This window comes from Thalassospira sp. ER-Se-21-Dark (assembly GCF_017922435.1).
Lineage (GTDB): Bacteria > Pseudomonadota > Alphaproteobacteria > Rhodospirillales > Thalassospiraceae > Thalassospira.
This window is the reverse complement of sequence record NZ_VDEZ01000005.1, coordinates 209,061-225,479: the sequence shown is the minus strand read 5'-3', so window position 1 is coordinate 225,479 and position 16,419 is coordinate 209,061. Positions and strand designations below refer to the sequence as shown.

13 protein-coding genes are annotated in these 16,419 nt (G+C 54.3%); 4 read left to right on the top strand and 9 right to left on the bottom strand.

The window, feature by feature from the left end:
* Positions 1-266: 266 nt before the first annotated feature.
* From FHI25_RS17905 to FHI25_RS17895, 3 genes are all read right to left on the bottom strand, one after another.
* Positions 267-3,476 (bottom strand): efflux RND transporter permease subunit, encoded by a 3,210-nt coding sequence (locus FHI25_RS17905; RefSeq protein ID WP_246879196.1) that lies wholly within the window; start codon positions 3,474-3,476, stop codon positions 267-269.
* Between the two features lie 23 nt (positions 3,477-3,499).
* Entirely contained in the window at positions 3,500-4,675 is a 1,176-nt protein-coding gene (locus tag FHI25_RS17900; protein WP_210520119.1) for an efflux RND transporter periplasmic adaptor subunit, read from the bottom strand.
* A gap of 84 nt (positions 4,676-4,759) precedes the next feature.
* Positions 4,760-5,344, bottom strand: a complete 585-nt coding sequence (locus tag FHI25_RS17895) for a PadR family transcriptional regulator (RefSeq protein ID WP_063087656.1) — start codon at positions 5,342-5,344, stop codon at positions 4,760-4,762.
* 398 nt (positions 5,345-5,742) lie between these two features.
* Between FHI25_RS17895 and FHI25_RS17890 the strand changes: the two genes are divergently transcribed.
* Positions 5,743-7,035, top strand: coding sequence for a helix-turn-helix domain-containing protein (locus FHI25_RS17890; RefSeq protein ID WP_210520117.1), 1,293 nt, complete (start codon positions 5,743-5,745; stop codon positions 7,033-7,035).
* Positions 7,036-7,074: 39 nt separating this feature from the next.
* Positions 7,075-7,746, top strand: coding sequence for an isoprenylcysteine carboxylmethyltransferase family protein (locus FHI25_RS17885; protein WP_210520115.1), 672 nt, complete (start codon positions 7,075-7,077; stop codon positions 7,744-7,746).
* Between the two features lie 101 nt (positions 7,747-7,847).
* Here FHI25_RS17885 and FHI25_RS17880 read toward each other — a convergent pair whose 3' ends face one another.
* From FHI25_RS17880 to FHI25_RS17855, 6 genes are all read right to left on the bottom strand, one after another.
* The gene (locus FHI25_RS17880) at positions 7,848-8,180 is read right to left on the bottom strand and encodes a hypothetical protein (RefSeq protein WP_210520113.1); all 333 of its coding nucleotides are present in this window, start codon (positions 8,178-8,180) and stop codon (positions 7,848-7,850) included.
* Positions 8,181-8,482: 302 nt separating this feature from the next.
* Positions 8,483-9,265, bottom strand: a complete 783-nt coding sequence (gene queE / locus FHI25_RS17875; protein WP_210520111.1) for a 7-carboxy-7-deazaguanine synthase QueE — start codon at positions 9,263-9,265, stop codon at positions 8,483-8,485.
* The gene (gene queD, locus FHI25_RS17870) at positions 9,262-9,717 is read right to left on the bottom strand and encodes a 6-carboxytetrahydropterin synthase QueD (protein ID WP_349238032.1); all 456 of its coding nucleotides are present in this window, start codon (positions 9,715-9,717) and stop codon (positions 9,262-9,264) included. The genes queE and queD overlap by 4 nt, the downstream gene beginning before the upstream one ends.
* Positions 9,718-9,770: 53 nt before the next feature.
* A complete protein-coding gene (gene queC, locus FHI25_RS17865) occupies positions 9,771-10,529 on the bottom strand; it encodes a 7-cyano-7-deazaguanine synthase QueC (RefSeq protein ID WP_210520109.1) in 759 nt (252 codons plus the stop codon).
* A gap of 183 nt (positions 10,530-10,712) precedes the next feature.
* Positions 10,713-11,627 carry a class I SAM-dependent methyltransferase gene (locus FHI25_RS17860; RefSeq protein WP_210520107.1) on the bottom strand — a complete coding sequence of 305 codons (915 nt, stop codon included), beginning with the start codon at positions 11,625-11,627 and terminating at the stop codon, positions 10,713-10,715.
* Positions 11,628-11,768: 141 nt separating this feature from the next.
* Positions 11,769-13,106: a flagellin gene (locus FHI25_RS17855; protein WP_210520105.1), complete on the bottom strand. Its 1,338-nt coding sequence runs from the start codon at positions 13,104-13,106 to the stop codon at positions 11,769-11,771.
* 303 nt (positions 13,107-13,409) lie between these two features.
* Here FHI25_RS17855 and FHI25_RS17850 point away from each other — a divergent pair, with 303 nt between their 5' ends.
* A complete protein-coding gene (locus tag FHI25_RS17850) occupies positions 13,410-14,864 on the top strand; it encodes a hypothetical protein (protein WP_210520103.1) in 1,455 nt (484 codons plus the stop codon).
* A gap of 382 nt (positions 14,865-15,246) precedes the next feature.
* Positions 15,247-16,419: a DUF262 domain-containing protein gene (locus FHI25_RS17845; RefSeq protein WP_210520101.1), complete on the top strand. Its 1,173-nt coding sequence runs from the start codon at positions 15,247-15,249 to the stop codon at positions 16,417-16,419.

Below are 16,419 nucleotides of genomic sequence, written 5' to 3'. Positions count from 1 at the left end.
GCGGAAAACAGTTCTCGATAACCATTCTAAAAATACGCCCGGAAACATTAGGAAAGTGTGTATTCCGGCCTTAGCAGAAGTAGAAGGGGTCAAAAAATTAAATGATTAAGATGTTTGAATACAAAAGGTTACATCGCAATTAAACCACACGGCTTTGATCATCTCGATTGAAGAAAAAAGTAACCGGCCCCCTGGGGAGGGGGCCGGTATAACCGCACGGCGGGGTCGGGGGAAAAGTCGCGCGGCTATTGGGTTAAAGGGATCGATTATGCAGTCGGGCCTGATGGCTTTGTCCTGTTGCGTCCGAACCGCGAGGAGACAAGCGATTTCAGTCGATTGCCAATCGTCGTCTTGCGCAGACGGTTGGCAATCTTGTGGCGCATCATCAACGCACAAGGCGTAAAGATCAGGGTCAAAGCCGTTGCAAACGCCAAACCAAACGCGATCGAGGTTGAAAGCTGCACCCACCACTGGGTGGACGGGGCACCAATCGTGACCTCACGAGACGTGAAGTCGATATTGATCTGCATGACCATCGGCACCAGACCAAGAATGGTCGTCACCGTGGTCAGCATCACCGGACGCAGACGCTGCGCACCGGTTTGCAGGATGGCGGCCTCGATGCTGCTGGCGGTGTGTTTGAGCCGGTCAAACGTATCGATCAAAACGATGTTGTTGTTCACAACAATCCCGGCCAGTGCGACAACACCGATACCGTTCATGACGATCGAGAAAGCCTGCCCGGTGATCATCAGACCAAGGAACACACCTGCCGTCGACATGATGATGGCGATCATGATCAGAAGCGAGCTCGATATGCTGTTGAACTGGGTGACAAGAATGATGAACATGATGAAAAGGGCCACCGTAAAGGCGTTCATCAGGAAGTCTGCCGATTTCTGCTGTTCTTCATCCTGACCTTTGAATTCGACCGATATACGCGGATCGATATCAAGGGTTTGCATCCATGCCTTGACCTCGCCAAGCTTGGTGTCAACCAGAACGCCTTCCTGCACGTCGGCCTTGACGGTCAGGGCACGGCGGCTGTCAACACGGGTCAGCGTGCCGGTTTTGGGTTTTGGGGTGCGCGTGATGAAGTTCGACATCGGCACCAGACCCTTGTCGGTCACGATCTGCAGATTTTCGAGCTCGTCGAGAGAGCGATACTTGGCCGGGTAACGCCCGACAATATCGATTTCCTCGGTTGAATCATCGGGACGATAGGTCGTGAAATTGATCCCGTTGGTCACCAGTTTGACAACATTGCCGATCTGATTGATATCAGCACCGAATTTCAAAGCCTGGGCGCGGTCGACTGTGTATTCCCAGTCAATGCCCGGGGGCGACTTGCCGTCTTCGAAATTGTACATGCCGCCCATTTCCTGAAGACCGTTGACCAGAATGGTCGCCGTTTCATCAAGAAGTTCAGGATAATAAGAACGAAGCTGGATCTGGATATCCTTGCCCTGCGGCGGACCGGCTTCTTCGGCGCGGACTTCGACGTGAATACCGGCAAGGTCGGCCGTATCGGCAAGGATACGTTTTTCAATCTCGCTTGCGGGCGGTCGCATTTGCCAATCAGCATATTCAAGCTGAACGGTCCCGATCACGTCTTCGGATGCCTCGTTGCCACCGGCACCATCGCCGGAACGGGCATATACGGTATCAAACCAGTGTTCGCCTTCGTGACGGGCATCAAGCGCCAGAATGCGGTCCTCGACCTCTTTAAGCAGGGCATCCTGTTCGTAATAGGACAGGTTGCCACGTGCGCGGACCTGAACCACGGCGACCTCGGGTTCAACTGCCGGGAAGAATTCAACACCCTTGCCAAGCTTGCCAAACGCCACCCAGACCGAAATCAGAATGATAAACGCCGCCGGGATCACCAGCCAATAGAAGCGAAGCGATCCGCTGAGGATACGGACATAAAGCCCGGTGCCGCCTTTGACCTTGTGGATGTCATCGCCATGATCGGCTGCGATGGCCTCAAGGCTTTCGTTGCTGTCACTGCCCGGTTTGCCAAACCACGCGCCCACGGTCGGCACAAAGATCAGTGCCATGGCAAGTGATGCGGTCAGCGTGAACAGAACCGTAATCGGCAGGAATTTCATGAACTCGCCGACGATATCCGGCCAGAAGGCTAACGGCAGGAAGGCTGCAAGGGTGGTTGCGGTTGACGCAATAATCGGAAGCGCCATGCGCTTTGCCGCCAGCGGATAGGCCTTGCTGCGATGCAGGCCATCTATCATTTTGCGGTCGGCATATTCAGTCACAACAATCGCGCCATCGACCAGCATCCCGACGGCCAGGATCAGACTGAACAGAACAACGATATTGACCGTCATACCCAGCGCCCAAAGGATCAGGATCGCGGTCAGGAACGAGCCCGGAATGGCAAGCCCGACCAGAAGACCCGACCGCCAACCCAGCGCCCAGATGACGACCACCATCACCAGCAGGATCGCAAGGATCACGCTGTTCTGAAGATCGGTCAGCATGGTGCGGATGTCAGATGACTTGTCCTGTGAATAGCTGATTGTCAGGTTGGGCGGGAATGCTTCCTGTGCCTCGGCAGTGACCGCCTTGATCGCATCAATGACTTCGATGATGTTTTCGCCGACACGTTTGGATACTTCAATCGCGATGGCCGGTTCGCCGTTAAGACGCGCAAAGCTTTTGGCATCCTTGAATGTCCGGCGCACGTCGCCGATGTCGCGGAACCGAATGACGGAATCGCCATCAACGATCAGCGGCATATCAAGAATGTCATTTATGCTTTCAAACAGGCCAGGTACCTTGATGTTAAAGCGCCCCGTACCGGTATCGATCGCCCCGGCCGCCACCAGCGCATTGGAATTGCGCACAAGACTGACGATGTCGATGCCGTTCAGGCGATAGGCCTCGATCTTCATCGGGTCGATGATGAATTCGACCAGTTCTTCGCGATCACCGGCAAGCTTGGCTTCAAGCACCGCAGGCAGGCCTTCGATGGCGTCTTTCAGATCGCGCGCCATGCGCAGAAGCGCACGTTCGGGCACGTCACCCGAAAGGGTTACCACCAGAACCGGGAACAGCGACAGGTTGACCTCGTGGACTTCGGGGTCGTCGGTGTCTTCGGGCAATTCGGATTTGGCGATGTCAACGCGTTCGCGCACATCGGCAAGGGCTTCGTCGATATCGACGTCGGAGTAAAATTCAAGCGTCACCGATGCCCCGTCCTGATAGGACTGGGAGCTCATTTCCTTGACACCTTCGATGGATCGCAATTCCTGCTCCATCGGGCGCAAAAGAAGGCGTTCGGCATCTTCCGGTGATACGCCGTCATGATGCATGGTGACATAAAGAACCGGAATCTGCACATCCGGGTCTGCTTCCTTGGGGATGGCGTTATAGCCAACCGAGCCAGCCAGAAGCAGCAGGATCAAAACCAGAATGACGGTGCGCGATCGATTGAGCGCGTGATCAATCAGGGACATTTTTTATCTCCTCATGATACGCGCTATTGCGCGGCGTTTTCCGAAAGGGTCGGGCCGGTATCGTCAGACGCCGTCGAAGGTGCTTCGTCATCCTGCATGATCGGAAGACCATCCTTGTCGGTTTCAAGGTGGACAACCTCAACAGTTGCCCCTTCCTTGACCCAGTCATGGCCGACAACGATCAGTTCAAACGTGTCGGGCAGAGCTCCGATCCAGATCCGGTCACGATTGCCGCCCTGCAATTCGACAGGCAGGAATTCGACCTTGTTGTCATCGACAATGGCGCGGACGCCAAGTTCACCCTCGTCATTGAGCGTCAGGACCGACGGCCTTACCTGATGGGCCCGTTTGATGCCGACCGGAATTTCAAGTTCGGCGGTCATGCCATCAGGAATGCGCAGATCAGGATTATCAATTTCAACCTCGACCCGGAAAGTACGGGTGTCATTGTCAGACGCCCGGGCTGTATAACGGACAATCCCGTCATGGGTGCTGCCGTCAAACAGGGTGACGCTTGCCAGTTGGCCAAGGTCAATCGCGCTGATCGAATGTTCGGGAACATGGGCAACGACCAGCATCGGGTCACCCTGGATCAGGGTTGCGACCCGATCCCCAATCGACAAAAGGTCGCCGACCTCGGCCGGGCGTTCTTCGACGATGCCGTCAAACGGGGCGCGGATTTCGGTATTGCCAAGCTCGGTGCGCGCAATCATCAGATCAGCGCGCGCTTCTTCAAGCAGGGCAAGGGCCTGTGCCACACCGGTTTTGGAGCGATAGTTCTTTTGGGCCAGACTTTCGGCGGCGGAATGTTCAAGTTCACGCTGTGCGACCAGCGCGCGCGCCTTGGCAACACGAGCCTGACGGTCGCCGGTATCAAGGCGTACGATCAGATCGCCTTTCTGAACGGCCTGGCCCTTGATCGCGCCAACTTCAATCACGCGTGCTTCGGTCTCGGCACTGATTTCAACAGAAATGACCGCTTCGGTACGGCCGGTGATGCGCAAATGATCGACGTGATCCACAGCGTGACTGGTGATGGTGCGCACACTCGCCGTAGTTTTGGCGGCCTTGTTTTCAGTGGTCGCATCTGAGGCGCTGGTCTGTTCCGTCGTCTCATCACCACCCGTCAAATAGGCGCTGCCGATCCATACAACGGTCCCAACGACCAAAAGAATGGCGATCAGGCGTGAAGCATTCATTGTTCTGTTCCCTCAAATATTCCGCTAGCGGAATGCGTCAGTGGCTCTGTTGGGCACGTCTTGCGCAAAGCGATCGGTTGCGTCTTAGGACTTGTTGGCCTTGCGCGCCTTTAACTCATCAAGCAGGCCCTGCTTGTTTTCGCGAATAAACTTCAGCGTCGCATTGCACATGGCCTGCCCCAGTCCGGCAACGAAACAGCATCCTGGTCTGAGTTCGCCGTTTTCATCGCGGGCATTTGATTTTTGATGCGCCGGTTTGTCGGTGTTTTCCGGATCAATCTGCTGGCTCATCAATTCATGACGGGCAGCAAATTCATCAATCAGCGCCTCGGTCAGTTCAATCGGCATTTCTTCGGCAAAGGTCAGCATGAACAAAATGTCGGAACGATAACGATCCTCGGCCGGTCTGGTCTGCAACAACGTGCGCAGAAATGTGCGACGTCCTTCGGATGTCAGCTGATAGATCTTCTTGTCCGGTCTGTTTTCCTGTTCATGTTCAACAAATGTCACCAGACCGTCCTGAGTCAGTTTGGTCAGGGCCGGATAGATCGAACCAAGGGACGCGATTTGAAAATGGCTGAATGTGCCATCTTCAAACATCTTGCGGATTTCATATCCTGTTGCCTCGCCGCCCATCAGGGCACCCAGACATAAAGTACGTACGTCCATCTTGTGTTCTGTATCCTTATTTACGCATCCGGGACTGAGTATGCCGCGGCGGGAGAAGGTGCCAAAGCGACTATATCAATCCGATATATATCGAACTATCATATATCAATTCGATATAGTCAATTAAATATGATGGAACCTTTTGTGACAGCCCTTCAATCTGGACGAAGCATGTTTGGTTCGTGTTACAACATGATTGTTGTGATGATCGGCCATGGGGTCGGGGTATCTGTGGCCATCGGGTGATCACTTTCGCAAACTCGATCCCGGGCGGCGTCCGCCTGTGCATAATCGGACGCCGATAGTGTCCGATTGTGTCTATTGAAACGATATAGTCGATCAGGCCGGACATTGTTCGCCGTCTGAAGAGCCATCTGAAAAATCAGGAGTACGCCGGAATGACCGGTTGGACGCAGTATGTTAGTGTTGTAGTCGCAGCGGTTGGCGTAGTGCAGGCGGTGTTCCTGTGCCTGATTCTGCGCTCCGAGGGTGCGCGTGCCTTCGGCGCCAACCGATGGATGATGCTTTTTATTGCTGCCGTCGCGCTCAATCTGATTGAGGATGTTGCTGAACCCTTGATCTCGACCGATATGGGCGCGTTCCTTGATCTCTTCTTTGGTCCGGTCAATTTTGCAATTGCGCCTGCGGTCTACCTTTATTTTCGGGAAATTTCGGGCAACCCGTCCCGCCGTCCTTGGGGCCATTTCATCTTGCTATTTGTGGTGTTTAACCTGACGGCGTGGGTTGTCACCCACAACGGTGGTGGGACCGTTTGGGTGGAACAATATACCATCGCGGAATTTGTTGATGCCTTTTGTTGGGGGGCGATCTTTATCCAGATATCGATATATATCGTGCTGTTGTGGCAGGTGGCTTGCCGCTATTTGCGTAAGACCGAAGAACAGCTTGGTGCCGATCGTAAGGCGATGCAACGCTGGATCGGCGTGGTTCTGGGTGGCCTGACCTTCGTGTTCGTTACGGTCGCGGTAAGCAAGATTGTTGAGCTTTACTTGCCCGATAATGCCGAAATGTTTGGCACCGAGATCGCCTTTGCACTGGTGCTTTTTGCCATGAGTTATGAAATCGCTACCCAACCGGCCGTGTTTGTCATGGCTGATTGGCCATCCGATGATACCTTGGATGAGGCCACTGAAGCCGGCGACGTGCAAAGCCACACGGTCATGTCAAAGGATGAAAATGCGCCTGTGCAAATAGTTCGGGCGGATCATCGCGCGCCTGAAGATGCAACCCAGCGCCCGTTGCTTGATCCAGATGGTATAGACCGGGCGTTGGCGCGCCTTAACGACATTCAGGCGCGGGGGGACATTCTTCTGGACCCGCTGGTGTCCTTGCCGAAACTGGCGCGTGCGGTTGGCATAACACCCAATCAGCTGTCCTATGTGCTTAATCACCATGTCGGCAAAAGCTTTTTTGATTTCGTCAATTCTGCGCGTATCCGTGAAGCACGGTCCGTTCTGGTGCTTGAGCCCGATCGTACCATTCTTGATATCGCGCTAAGTGTCGGGTTCAATTCGAAATCGACCTTTAATCTGGCCTTCAAAAAAATCACGGGTGAAACACCCAGTGCTGTGCGCGAGGCAGCAAGGCGGGAAGTGTTGTCCGCGTCGGTGACGTCCGAACCGCCAATTGCAGGACCGGATCAACAGCATTGGACGCCAAAGATAGGGTGATCGCGGATGCTGTGGCCTCTTTTTCCCAAGGGGGCATACATGCTGCAACCACGCTTTATCATTCAAGCCAATTTCAATTCTGCGACAGACGCGCACGCGGCGAAAGATTTACAGCGCATCCAGCGCTACCGAAAATGGACGCTTCGCGTCGGTGTTGTGCTGCTATTGGGATTGGTTTGTTTTACCCGTGCAGGATTTGATCGCAACAGTGTATGGCACCACGCTATCCAGGTTATCGGGATGATGGCGATCATGGTCTGCATCGTCGGGCGGGGTTGGTGTGCGCTTTATATTGGCGGGCGCAAAAAGACCGAACTGGTGACGTCCGGTCCTTATTCGATGTGTCGAAACCCGCTTTATGTTTTCAGCTTCATCGGTGCATTTGGTGCCGGTACCCAAACCGGCAGTATTACCATCGGGCTGGTCTCGGCTGTTTTGTGCTGGGCGGTATTCCGGCATGTTGTGCTGCGCGAGGAAGCTATGCTGGCGGAACGGTTTGGCCGGGCATTCAAACGTTATGTGAATACGGTTCCGCGTTTTCGCCCGACATGGTTCCGCTGGCGTGACGAAAAAGAGATTTTGTGTCGACCGGCCCTGTTTTTGGCCACCACCCGCGATGCGATGTGGTTCTGGATTGCCATTCCCGTGTTGGAAGGTGTCAAACTTTTGCAAGATCACGGGTGGCTGACACCGGTATTCTGGTTGCCATAAATCCATGATCCTATGCAGGGCAGAGGTGTTGGGACGCGATCAGTTGATAACGTTCTCTGCCCGGGTTGCTTTATGCTGCCCCCTTTCGGCTTGGCATGCCGTCAGGCGGCAGCGTTATCCGTTGGCCTGCCACCAAAGGATTTGATCATTTGATTGCGTTCATTTTCACGCAACGGATCGGAATCAAGGGCAAGGGCGGCTTCAAGCACGTGTGGTTCGACCATCAGGACGTCAATGCCGTCCTTCATATCCTCCTTGGCCCAGAGATGGACATGACATTCCATCTTGATGTAGCTGCGCATCGCAGCATCGGGATCAAGCTTTTCAAGGGTGTCGACTTCATACTCGCCAGGCGAAAGCAGCCCGGCATGACCGGGCAAGTGGAACGGATGAAAGAACGTCACCGTACGATGGGTTGTGCGGGTTATGCTCATGATCATGGCTCCTTCGAGCATCCGGAAGATGACCTTGAAGGTGCAGATCTGGTTTTTGTTGTGAATATGCACCTATCGGCGGTGTGGCGGGCGGTATCGTCCGGCCCGCTTTCTTCCGGCAGGTTGTTCTGGCGCCTTAGACGGGTTTGCTCAATCCCCAAGAAAGTCGTCCGTGGTACGGCCACAAAGCGCCACTTTGCGTCAGTATTGGCCTAGACCGACACTGAACACATAACATTAAGATGGGCATTGTCGGGGCAAAACGCAAGATTTTCGGGGCCTGCGGCAGTTTTGGTCTAAGCTTAAACCCCGCGCAAATTGCCCCAGACATGCACATGCCATTGCGGCAGCACGCGCACATCAAACCATTTGCGCCTTGCCACTTCATCGACCAGCCAGCGATACCGTTCTGTCAGGCCATCGATATCAACACCGTCTGCGCCATCGGGATGCGGTTCCGCGGGCGTTGTGTTGACCGGCTGCAAACAGACCGGAATGCCAATGTGAAGGTTCCTCACATAATCGGCAAACATCAGATCGGCGGCATCGCGCACCGGGAATTTCAAGGTAATGGCCGGACCATTCAGAATGCCATCGGATTGGGCTGCTTCGATACAGGCCTGCAACGCATCCTTATCGAAACTGGTCGAGGAACTTGGTGGCTTTGGGCTGATCGTCAGGAAATTGAGGTCGGCAAACCAGTCCCTGGCGATGCTGCCCTGGGTTTCAATCGCAAAGGTAAAACCTTCGTCCTTGCCCATGGTGATCAGGTCAGCCAACGGCTGGATCGCAGGGTTGCCGCCCGACAGCGTAATCAGGATCGGCTTGCCACCGGAAAGCTTTTTGACCGCATCCAGAACTTCGGTCGCGGACATCGGTTTCCAGTCAGCGCGAAAGGCCGGATCAACGGCATAAAGCGTGTCGCACCACGAACAGCGGAAATCACAGCCGCCGGTGCGGACAAACACCGTCGGCATGCCAATCAGCGCCCCTTCGCCCTGCACGGTCGGGCCGAAGATTTCTGAAATGCGGATTTTACCGCGCGCATCGGAAAGCTCGGCAAGGTTTGGATCGTGCACCGTCATGGACGATATTCCGCCCAGGTTTTCGGCGTTTCGGAGACCCGCACCGCCGATACTTCCGGCCAGCGATCATGTGCCCATTCGTAAAAGAACAGCGCAAGCTGTTCGGCGGTCGGGTGATCGTGACCAAGGACTTCATTCAGATGCCGGTGATCAAACTCGTCATCGATCAGTCGTTTGAGCGGCCCCAGTTCGCGATAATCACGCACAAAACCACGTTGATCAAGGGTGGCACCCTTAAGCTCGACCTCGACAATATAATTATGGCCATGCAGGCGCGCACACGGGTGATCTTCTTCAAGGCCGCTGAGTTGGTGGCTGGCGGAAAATGCGAATTGTTTGGTGATGGTGAACATCGGTTTTCTTTCGGTGTCGTCCATTTCTGTCCCCATGAGCATGCGGATCGAGGTCCCCGCCTTCGCGGTGATGACGGTACCAAAAAGCAGGTTTGCCACTGACCCGTCATGCCAGCTTCGGCGGGCATCCATGGTGCAGGAAATGGAGAGTGTTACTCGGCCGCGCTGGTGGCGCTGGTGGTAGCGGCGGTTTCGCCTTTGGCAAACTTGCGTGCCATATGGTCGGCACGGGCCTGTTTCCAGTAATCGCGATCGACATAGACGGTCGGATCCTTGACGCGTGCCAGTTCAAGCGCCTCGCGCCGCTCGACACAGGTGCCGCACCGTCCGCAATGGGTTTCGCCGCCCTTGTAACATGACCAGGTCAGGTCAATTGGCACACCAAGACGCCCGGCCTCCAGCGCGATATCGGCCTTCGAGACATTGACAAACGGGGTATACAACTTGACGTCCTTGACGCCTTCAAGGGCGTGGTCCTGCATGGTCTGGAACGATTTGATGAAATCGGGACGGCAATCGGGATAGATGAAATGATCCCCGCCATGCACAGCGGCGGCAACCGCATCGGCCCCGGCACTGGCCGCCGCACCAAAGGCCACAGCCAGCATGATCGCATTGCGGTTCGGCACCACAGTAATGCGCATGGTTTCTTCGGCGTAATGGCCATCGGGCACGTCGATATCATCACTGGTCAGCGACGATCCGGTCAAAAGGGCACCGACCGGGGTCAGATCAACGATGTGATGTTTGACGCCAAGATTGCGCGCCGCACGGGCGGCGAAATCGAGTTCCTTTTTATGGCGCTGGCCATAATCAAACGAAATCAGGGAATGGAGCTTGTGCTCAACCGCGACCTTATAGGCCAGCGTGACGGAATCCAGCCCGCCAGAGCAGACGACAATCGTCTTCATAATGATCAGTCTTTCGTGTTTTTAACCTGGTGCTACGACAGGGGAAGGATCATCCTTCCAAGGGGGCGGGGTTTGCCATGCCAGTTGCCAAAACGCAAGCACAAATCCACGCATGCGGCCATGCGTGATGCGCAGGAACGCTCGGGTTTTACAGGAAATCAGCGATCAGACAGGGTGGCCGGGTCAGGCGCGCTTTGCGCTAAGTACATGAAAACAAATCGGGACCTGAAAATGGCCGTCTTCGATATAGGGGGCCAATGTTTCAAACATTGCGGCATTGATCGCGCCGACTTCCATGTCCGATGATTTGCGCAGGACATTGCCAAACAACATATCCATTTGCGGTTTCCAGAACGGGGCGTTTTCGGGAATACGGCCAGCCGGACTGTGGGTTGTTGCTTCAATCCTGGTAAAGCCTGCTTTTTCAAAGCGCATCATGGATTGATCGGCATCGCCAAAGCAGAACGGGTCGAGCCCGGCGGCATCAAAGCCGATGCCAAGGATGTTGCCAAGAACCGCGTCCATTGCGGCAAACAGCGGATTATCCACGAGCGGCGCCCAGACCATAAACACCGCCTTGCCACCGGGGCGCAGAACACGGAATGCCTCGCGAAGCGCCTTGTCCGGATCCTCGCAAAACATCACGCCAAAGCGGCATGACACCACGTCAAAGCTTTGATCCTCGAACGGCAGTTTTTCCATATTGGCCGGAACGGCCTTGATGTTGGAAATTTCTTCCTCGGCGGCGCGTTCCATAAGGGCATCGCACATATCAGAAACGATATCGGATGCAGTTACATGCCCTGCAATTCCGGGGATGTTAGCGCTATCATCCGTGCCGCCGCCCAAGGCACGGGCAAAGGAAAAGGCCGGTTCGCCCACCCCGGATGCCAGATCAAGCACCTCAAGCGGTGCGCCTTCGCGCAAAGCTGCAAGTCCCGGAAGATCGGCCGCCTCGATCATATGGCGGTTGATCTTTTCGGCCGCCGGTGCCAGGCGTTCGGCCCAGGTGATCCAGTCGGTCGAGAGGTTTTGCCAGGTTCGGGATGATGTGTCAGCGGCGGTATCGGATGTGTTGTCGGATGTCGGGGTGGTCATGGTCGATATGTTTCCCTTTGCGTTCCGCAAAGACCATAGACTTAAACCCCATGCGGTTTAAAGGATGTTTTGCAGTGCGCCAAAACTGAGAAGCCCCGCGCGAGGGCGCGGGGCTTCCTACACTCGCTGAGAGGTGGCTCTTCAACCTGCCAGCAAGCGTATCAGGTTCTGGCGCATTTCACTGACGCGGGCCAACATCGCGACACTTGATTTGATCAGGATTTGTTTCGATGCGTAGTTGGTCAATTCCATCGCAACGTCGAGATCAAGCAGGCTTGAACGCGCCTCCTTGACGTTTTCAAGTGTCGAGGCAAGGCTTTCGCTGGCAGCATCCAGACGGTTCTGGTTGGTGCCGATATTGGCTCGTGCGCGTTGCAGATCATCAATCGCGCGCGCCACGGCCTCGATCGCAGTTTGGGCCTTGGCGGATGTGGCAATCGCATTGCGGCCCAGCTCATCAAGGCTTGTCTCCGTGCCGGTTTTGCCCGTGCCAAGGGCGGCACCATCAACCGCGGTCGTCGGGATCGAAAGCTGCGCACCGCTGGTATTGCCGCCGCCAAGCTGGAAATAGATATTGTCAGGCAGTTTGTTGCCCTGATCCTCAAGAACCGAGAAGACCGGGGCAGCGCCAAAAATCTGCGCTGTGGCCGATCCATCGGCACCGGCACCATCGGACCCTTGGGCCAGGGCGTTGGTGATGGTGGTTGCGATGTTGAAGTTCAGGTTCACGTTCACACCGACATCCCCGAAATCGAGTGTCTGTGTTTGACCGGCATTAAGTGCCTTGCTGCCACCGGACGCATAATCGGTGATATCGATGCTTTGGGTCCGGTGCGGGCTGGTGCCATCGATTTCGGATATGGCACTCAGCAGAATGCGATCCCCGGTCTTGAGCACATCGAAGCGGAGCTGATTATCCGCCGATCCGTTTTCGTTGGTATCACGCGCCCAGTAATTGTCATCGGTGATGGTGAAATTTGAAAAGCCATTGGCAACCGAAAGAACCCCGGCCGTGCCGCCAGCCTGCAAATCCGAATAATCAAGGGACACATCACTGCCATCGCCGAGCAACTGGATGCCGTTGAAATTGGTTGCGGCCGCAATGCGATTGATCTCGGTACGCAGGGCGACGAATTCGTCATTGAGAAACCCGCGCTCCGCCTCCGACAGGTTTTCCGATGCGGCCTGAACGGCCAGTGTGTTCATGCGCACCAGCACATCGTCGATGGTGGCCATGGCCCCATCGGCAATCTGCAGCATGGAATTGCCCTGACCGATATTGACAATCCCCGCTGTCAAGGAAGTGGCCGTCGAGTTCAGCCGCGAGCCGATGGCCATTGATGCGGCATCATCGCGGGCAGAGACCACACGTTTTCCCGATGACAGCTTGGCAAGCGATCTGTTCGCGGCCTCCTCGGCGCGCGCCAGATTGCGGTGCGCCAGATTGGCCGCGTGGTCGGATATGATATTTAACGCCATAACGCAGTTCCTACCTGAACAAGCAAAGATAAAGGGTGGCGGCGTGGACGACCTCCTCCTGAGATCGGCTGAAGGCAATGTTAATTAGATAAAACTTAAATTGCAATATCTAATATTAGAATCTTCTTAATATTAACTATCTGAAAAATATAATGAATATGGCATCCTACGCGAAAGAGGGGGTGTCTCATACGAATGGAAAACAGCTGCTTTGCGGCTGTTAACTTAAACCCGCGATAACGCGCGCCCTCACAGGCATTTTCGCTCCGCGTCGACAGGGGACGTAACGCGTGAAGGTGCCCGATGGAGCAAGAAACACAAGAAGGCCTGAACATCTGGCGGTTGGCGGGATCATCCATATTGGCGGCTTTGACCGCAGTGCTTTATTTCGGGTTTGTGATTACGCTTTTCGCCGGATTTACCGCCGATATTCAGCGCGATTCCCTGCTGCGTGAACTCGGCGTGTCATCGCCTGGCATGTTGGAACGACTGGTCCTGCAAGCCTTTCACGAGGCCGCCTTGCGCGAAGAGGCCGGCACGTTGCGCGATGATATGCGCGCGATTGATACCAGATCCCTGGAAGAAACCCGGAATGGCTTGGCCTTGCGCAAGGATGCCATTGCCGCATGGTGGGACGCGTTTGGCAGCTATTCACGGCTTGGTGCAACCGTTGCCAGCAATCGCGATGCATTTGCCCCCGAATTCGCAGGCACGTTCCTAAGCGCGCTCAATGCGGCGCATCAATTCGTGACAAGCCAGCAAACCGCCATGCCAACCGACGGGCTGTTTGATCCGCCAACCGGCATGGTCGGCGGTGGATCAACCCTTGGCCGTGCCGGATCGCCAATGCTTGATGTGCCCTTCGGGGAAAGCGATGCGGACAGAAAACGTCGCGCCGACGGCATCGAAATCATGACCCGGCTTCACGCATTGCTTGATCACCCGAAATTCACCGACAAAGCCCCGGAAACCCTGATGGATCGCGCCCGCCAGCAAGTCGACGCCATCCGAAGTTCAATGATCCGGTTTGACGAGAAAAACGCCCGCGCCCAGATCGAATGGGCCAATATCCGCGCCGAAAACCAGCACGCCGCAAAGCTCAGAACGAGCTTGCAAAATGAGCTGGCCGAGATTGAGGCAGAGATCAGGCGACAGGACGAAAAGTTTGGGCAGGACACGGTGTCGCTGGTTGCCCTGTTTCAACACCCCGTAGGCTATATGCTTTCCTATTTGATCCAGTTGCCAACCATCATGCTGACCTTGTTGGTCACAGTCGCGGCAGGCGGATTGGGCGCGGTGGTGGCCTTTACCAGACAGAATTTCGGCCAGCCGCCCACGCCCAAAACACCGCCTGATGAAAATGCAGCGGATCACAACGCCGCCGATCACAATGCCATGGATCAAACCGTGCCGGATGCAGTGCCTGCGCCACATGACGAGACACCGCCAAGGCTTCAGAGATGGGAACACCTTGGCAAAAGCCTGAAACCGGCCGCAAGGCTGCTTGTCATGACGGGGGAGGGAATCGCCGCCGCCATGGCCATCTTCCTGTGTACAGAGGCGGGCGTGCTGATGGTCAGCCAGGGCGGACCCGACGGATCAGGGCAAATCGATATCAGCCCGTTTCTCGTGACCTTCATGGCCTTCGTTTCGGGCTTCATGGCCGAAGACGCTTTTGCGCGTATTCAAGCTGCGGGGCAAAAGCTGTTTCGGGTTGCTGATGAGCGTGATCCCGGTGGGGGTGTTGGGAGCGGGTAGTATTATAAAGAGAGGAAACTCATCTTTATTCACTGTCACGCTTGGCCAAGTACTTCGGTCGGCTAGGCTCGGACTATCGAGGAAATTCTGGTAAAGTTAGGTGATTGAGTTAAGTCAAGATCAATCTTCTTACGCACGGGTCTTAACTGATTTGGCCTAACTGGTCGCTTTTCGAGAAGAGACAGTGTCTATGTAATGGACTGCAAATAGAGCTTCCTCTTAATTTAGGCGCAGTGGATACTTGTTGCCATTCTCTATCTTCGTTGAGTTAGCTATCTAAGGGAAATCTGGCGTGATTTTAGTCAGAAGTAATGCTTTGCACTCAAGTTTAAAAATGCAATCTTAAGTAAATTAGGAAAAAATATTTTCACTAAAAGGCAGTATGATGAACGACGAAGAGTTGGTTGAAGAGAGCTTAGACGAAGATCTGGCAGAACTTGAGCACTCCACCGGCTGGGCAGCAGGTGCTGCACTATGGTCGACCGATTGGACTGCTGAAACAGTAATCTCTCAATTGGTCCGTGGAAATATTGATCTAAATCCGTCTTTTCAAAGGCGTTCGGCATGGACAGATGCTAGGCAGAGCCTGTTCATTGAGTCGCTTATACTAGGATTGCCCATACCTCAGTTGATACTTGCCGAAGATAGTAAAAAAAGAGGTTCGTTCATTGTTATCGACGGCAAGCAAAGACTACTTGCGATTCGCAGGTTCGCAGCTGAGCAAGATTCGGCCTTTACTCCATTGAAGCTAAGAGGGCTACAAGAGCGCCCCGACCTCTGCGGGAAGACTTACCATAATATTGTTAACGATGTTGAGTTGTCTGCCGACGCTACTGCTTTCGAGAACTCAAGTATAAGAACTATTGTTATTCGAAACTGGAAAAATGAAGCTTATCTTTATGAGGTTTTTTTAAGAATCAACACGGGCAGTGTGCAACTTTCTCCTCAGGAGCTACGTCAAGCACTTAATCCTGGGCCATTTTCTTCATTTATTGACGAAGCATCCTCTCAATCAACAGGCTTGAAGGAGGCTTTAAGTCTGAAGCGACCAGATTTTCGAATGAGAGATGCAGAGCTGCTTCTTCGTTTTCTTGCATACAAAAACTTCTCTGAGGAATATGCCGGGAATCTCAAAGCGTTTCTGGACAAGACTTCCAAACATCTGAATCGAGATTGGGAAGTCAAAGAACCTTTGATTAAAGAACAAGTTAGCGAGATGGAGATTGCCTTCGACTATACGAAGGAAGTTTTTGGCCCTAAACAATATTTGCGTAAATGGACTGGAGATGGATTTGAGCCGAGGAAAAACAGGGCCGTCTTTGACATAATGCTGCACTTTTTCTCTGAACCTGAAATCAGGGCTGCTTTAGATGGTAAGTCCACAGAGATAGTTGCTGCGTTCAAAGATTTGTGTGCTAACGACCCTGAATTCCTGGCGTCGATTGAGAGAACAACAAAGACAGCAGAAGCAAACAGTCTACGATTTAATAAGTGGCGTCAGAAACTTGAAGTCATAGGTGGCATAGAGATTCCTGAAATCGCTTTTATTAAGTGA

Bases quoted from the DNA above. Each gene is read 5' to 3' on its own strand.
- FHI25_RS17905 (WP_246879196.1), bottom strand. From the start codon at position 3,476: ATGTCCCTGATTGATCACGCGCTCAATCGATCGCGCACCGTCATTCTG.
- FHI25_RS17900 (WP_210520119.1), bottom strand. From the start codon at position 4,675: ATGAATGCTTCACGCCTGATCGCCATTCTTTTGGTCGTTGGGACCGTT.
- FHI25_RS17895 (WP_063087656.1), bottom strand. From the start codon at position 5,344: ATGGACGTACGTACTTTATGTCTGGGTGCCCTGATGGGCGGCGAGGCA.
- FHI25_RS17890 (WP_210520117.1), top strand. From the start codon at position 5,743: ATGACCGGTTGGACGCAGTATGTTAGTGTTGTAGTCGCAGCGGTTGGC.
- FHI25_RS17885 (WP_210520115.1), top strand. From the start codon at position 7,075: ATGCTGCAACCACGCTTTATCATTCAAGCCAATTTCAATTCTGCGACA.
- FHI25_RS17880 (WP_210520113.1), bottom strand. From the start codon at position 8,180: ATGAGCATAACCCGCACAACCCATCGTACGGTGACGTTCTTTCATCCG.
- queE (WP_210520111.1), bottom strand. From the start codon at position 9,265: ATGACGGTGCACGATCCAAACCTTGCCGAGCTTTCCGATGCGCGCGGT.
- queC (WP_210520109.1), bottom strand. From the start codon at position 10,529: ATGAAGACGATTGTCGTCTGCTCTGGCGGGCTGGATTCCGTCACGCTG.
- FHI25_RS17860 (WP_210520107.1), bottom strand. From the start codon at position 11,627: ATGACCACCCCGACATCCGACAACACATCCGATACCGCCGCTGACACA.
- FHI25_RS17855 (WP_210520105.1), bottom strand. From the start codon at position 13,106: ATGGCGTTAAATATCATATCCGACCACGCGGCCAATCTGGCGCACCGC.
- FHI25_RS17850 (WP_210520103.1), top strand. From the start codon at position 13,410: ATGGAGCAAGAAACACAAGAAGGCCTGAACATCTGGCGGTTGGCGGGA.
- FHI25_RS17845 (WP_210520101.1), top strand. From the start codon at position 15,247: ATGATGAACGACGAAGAGTTGGTTGAAGAGAGCTTAGACGAAGATCTG.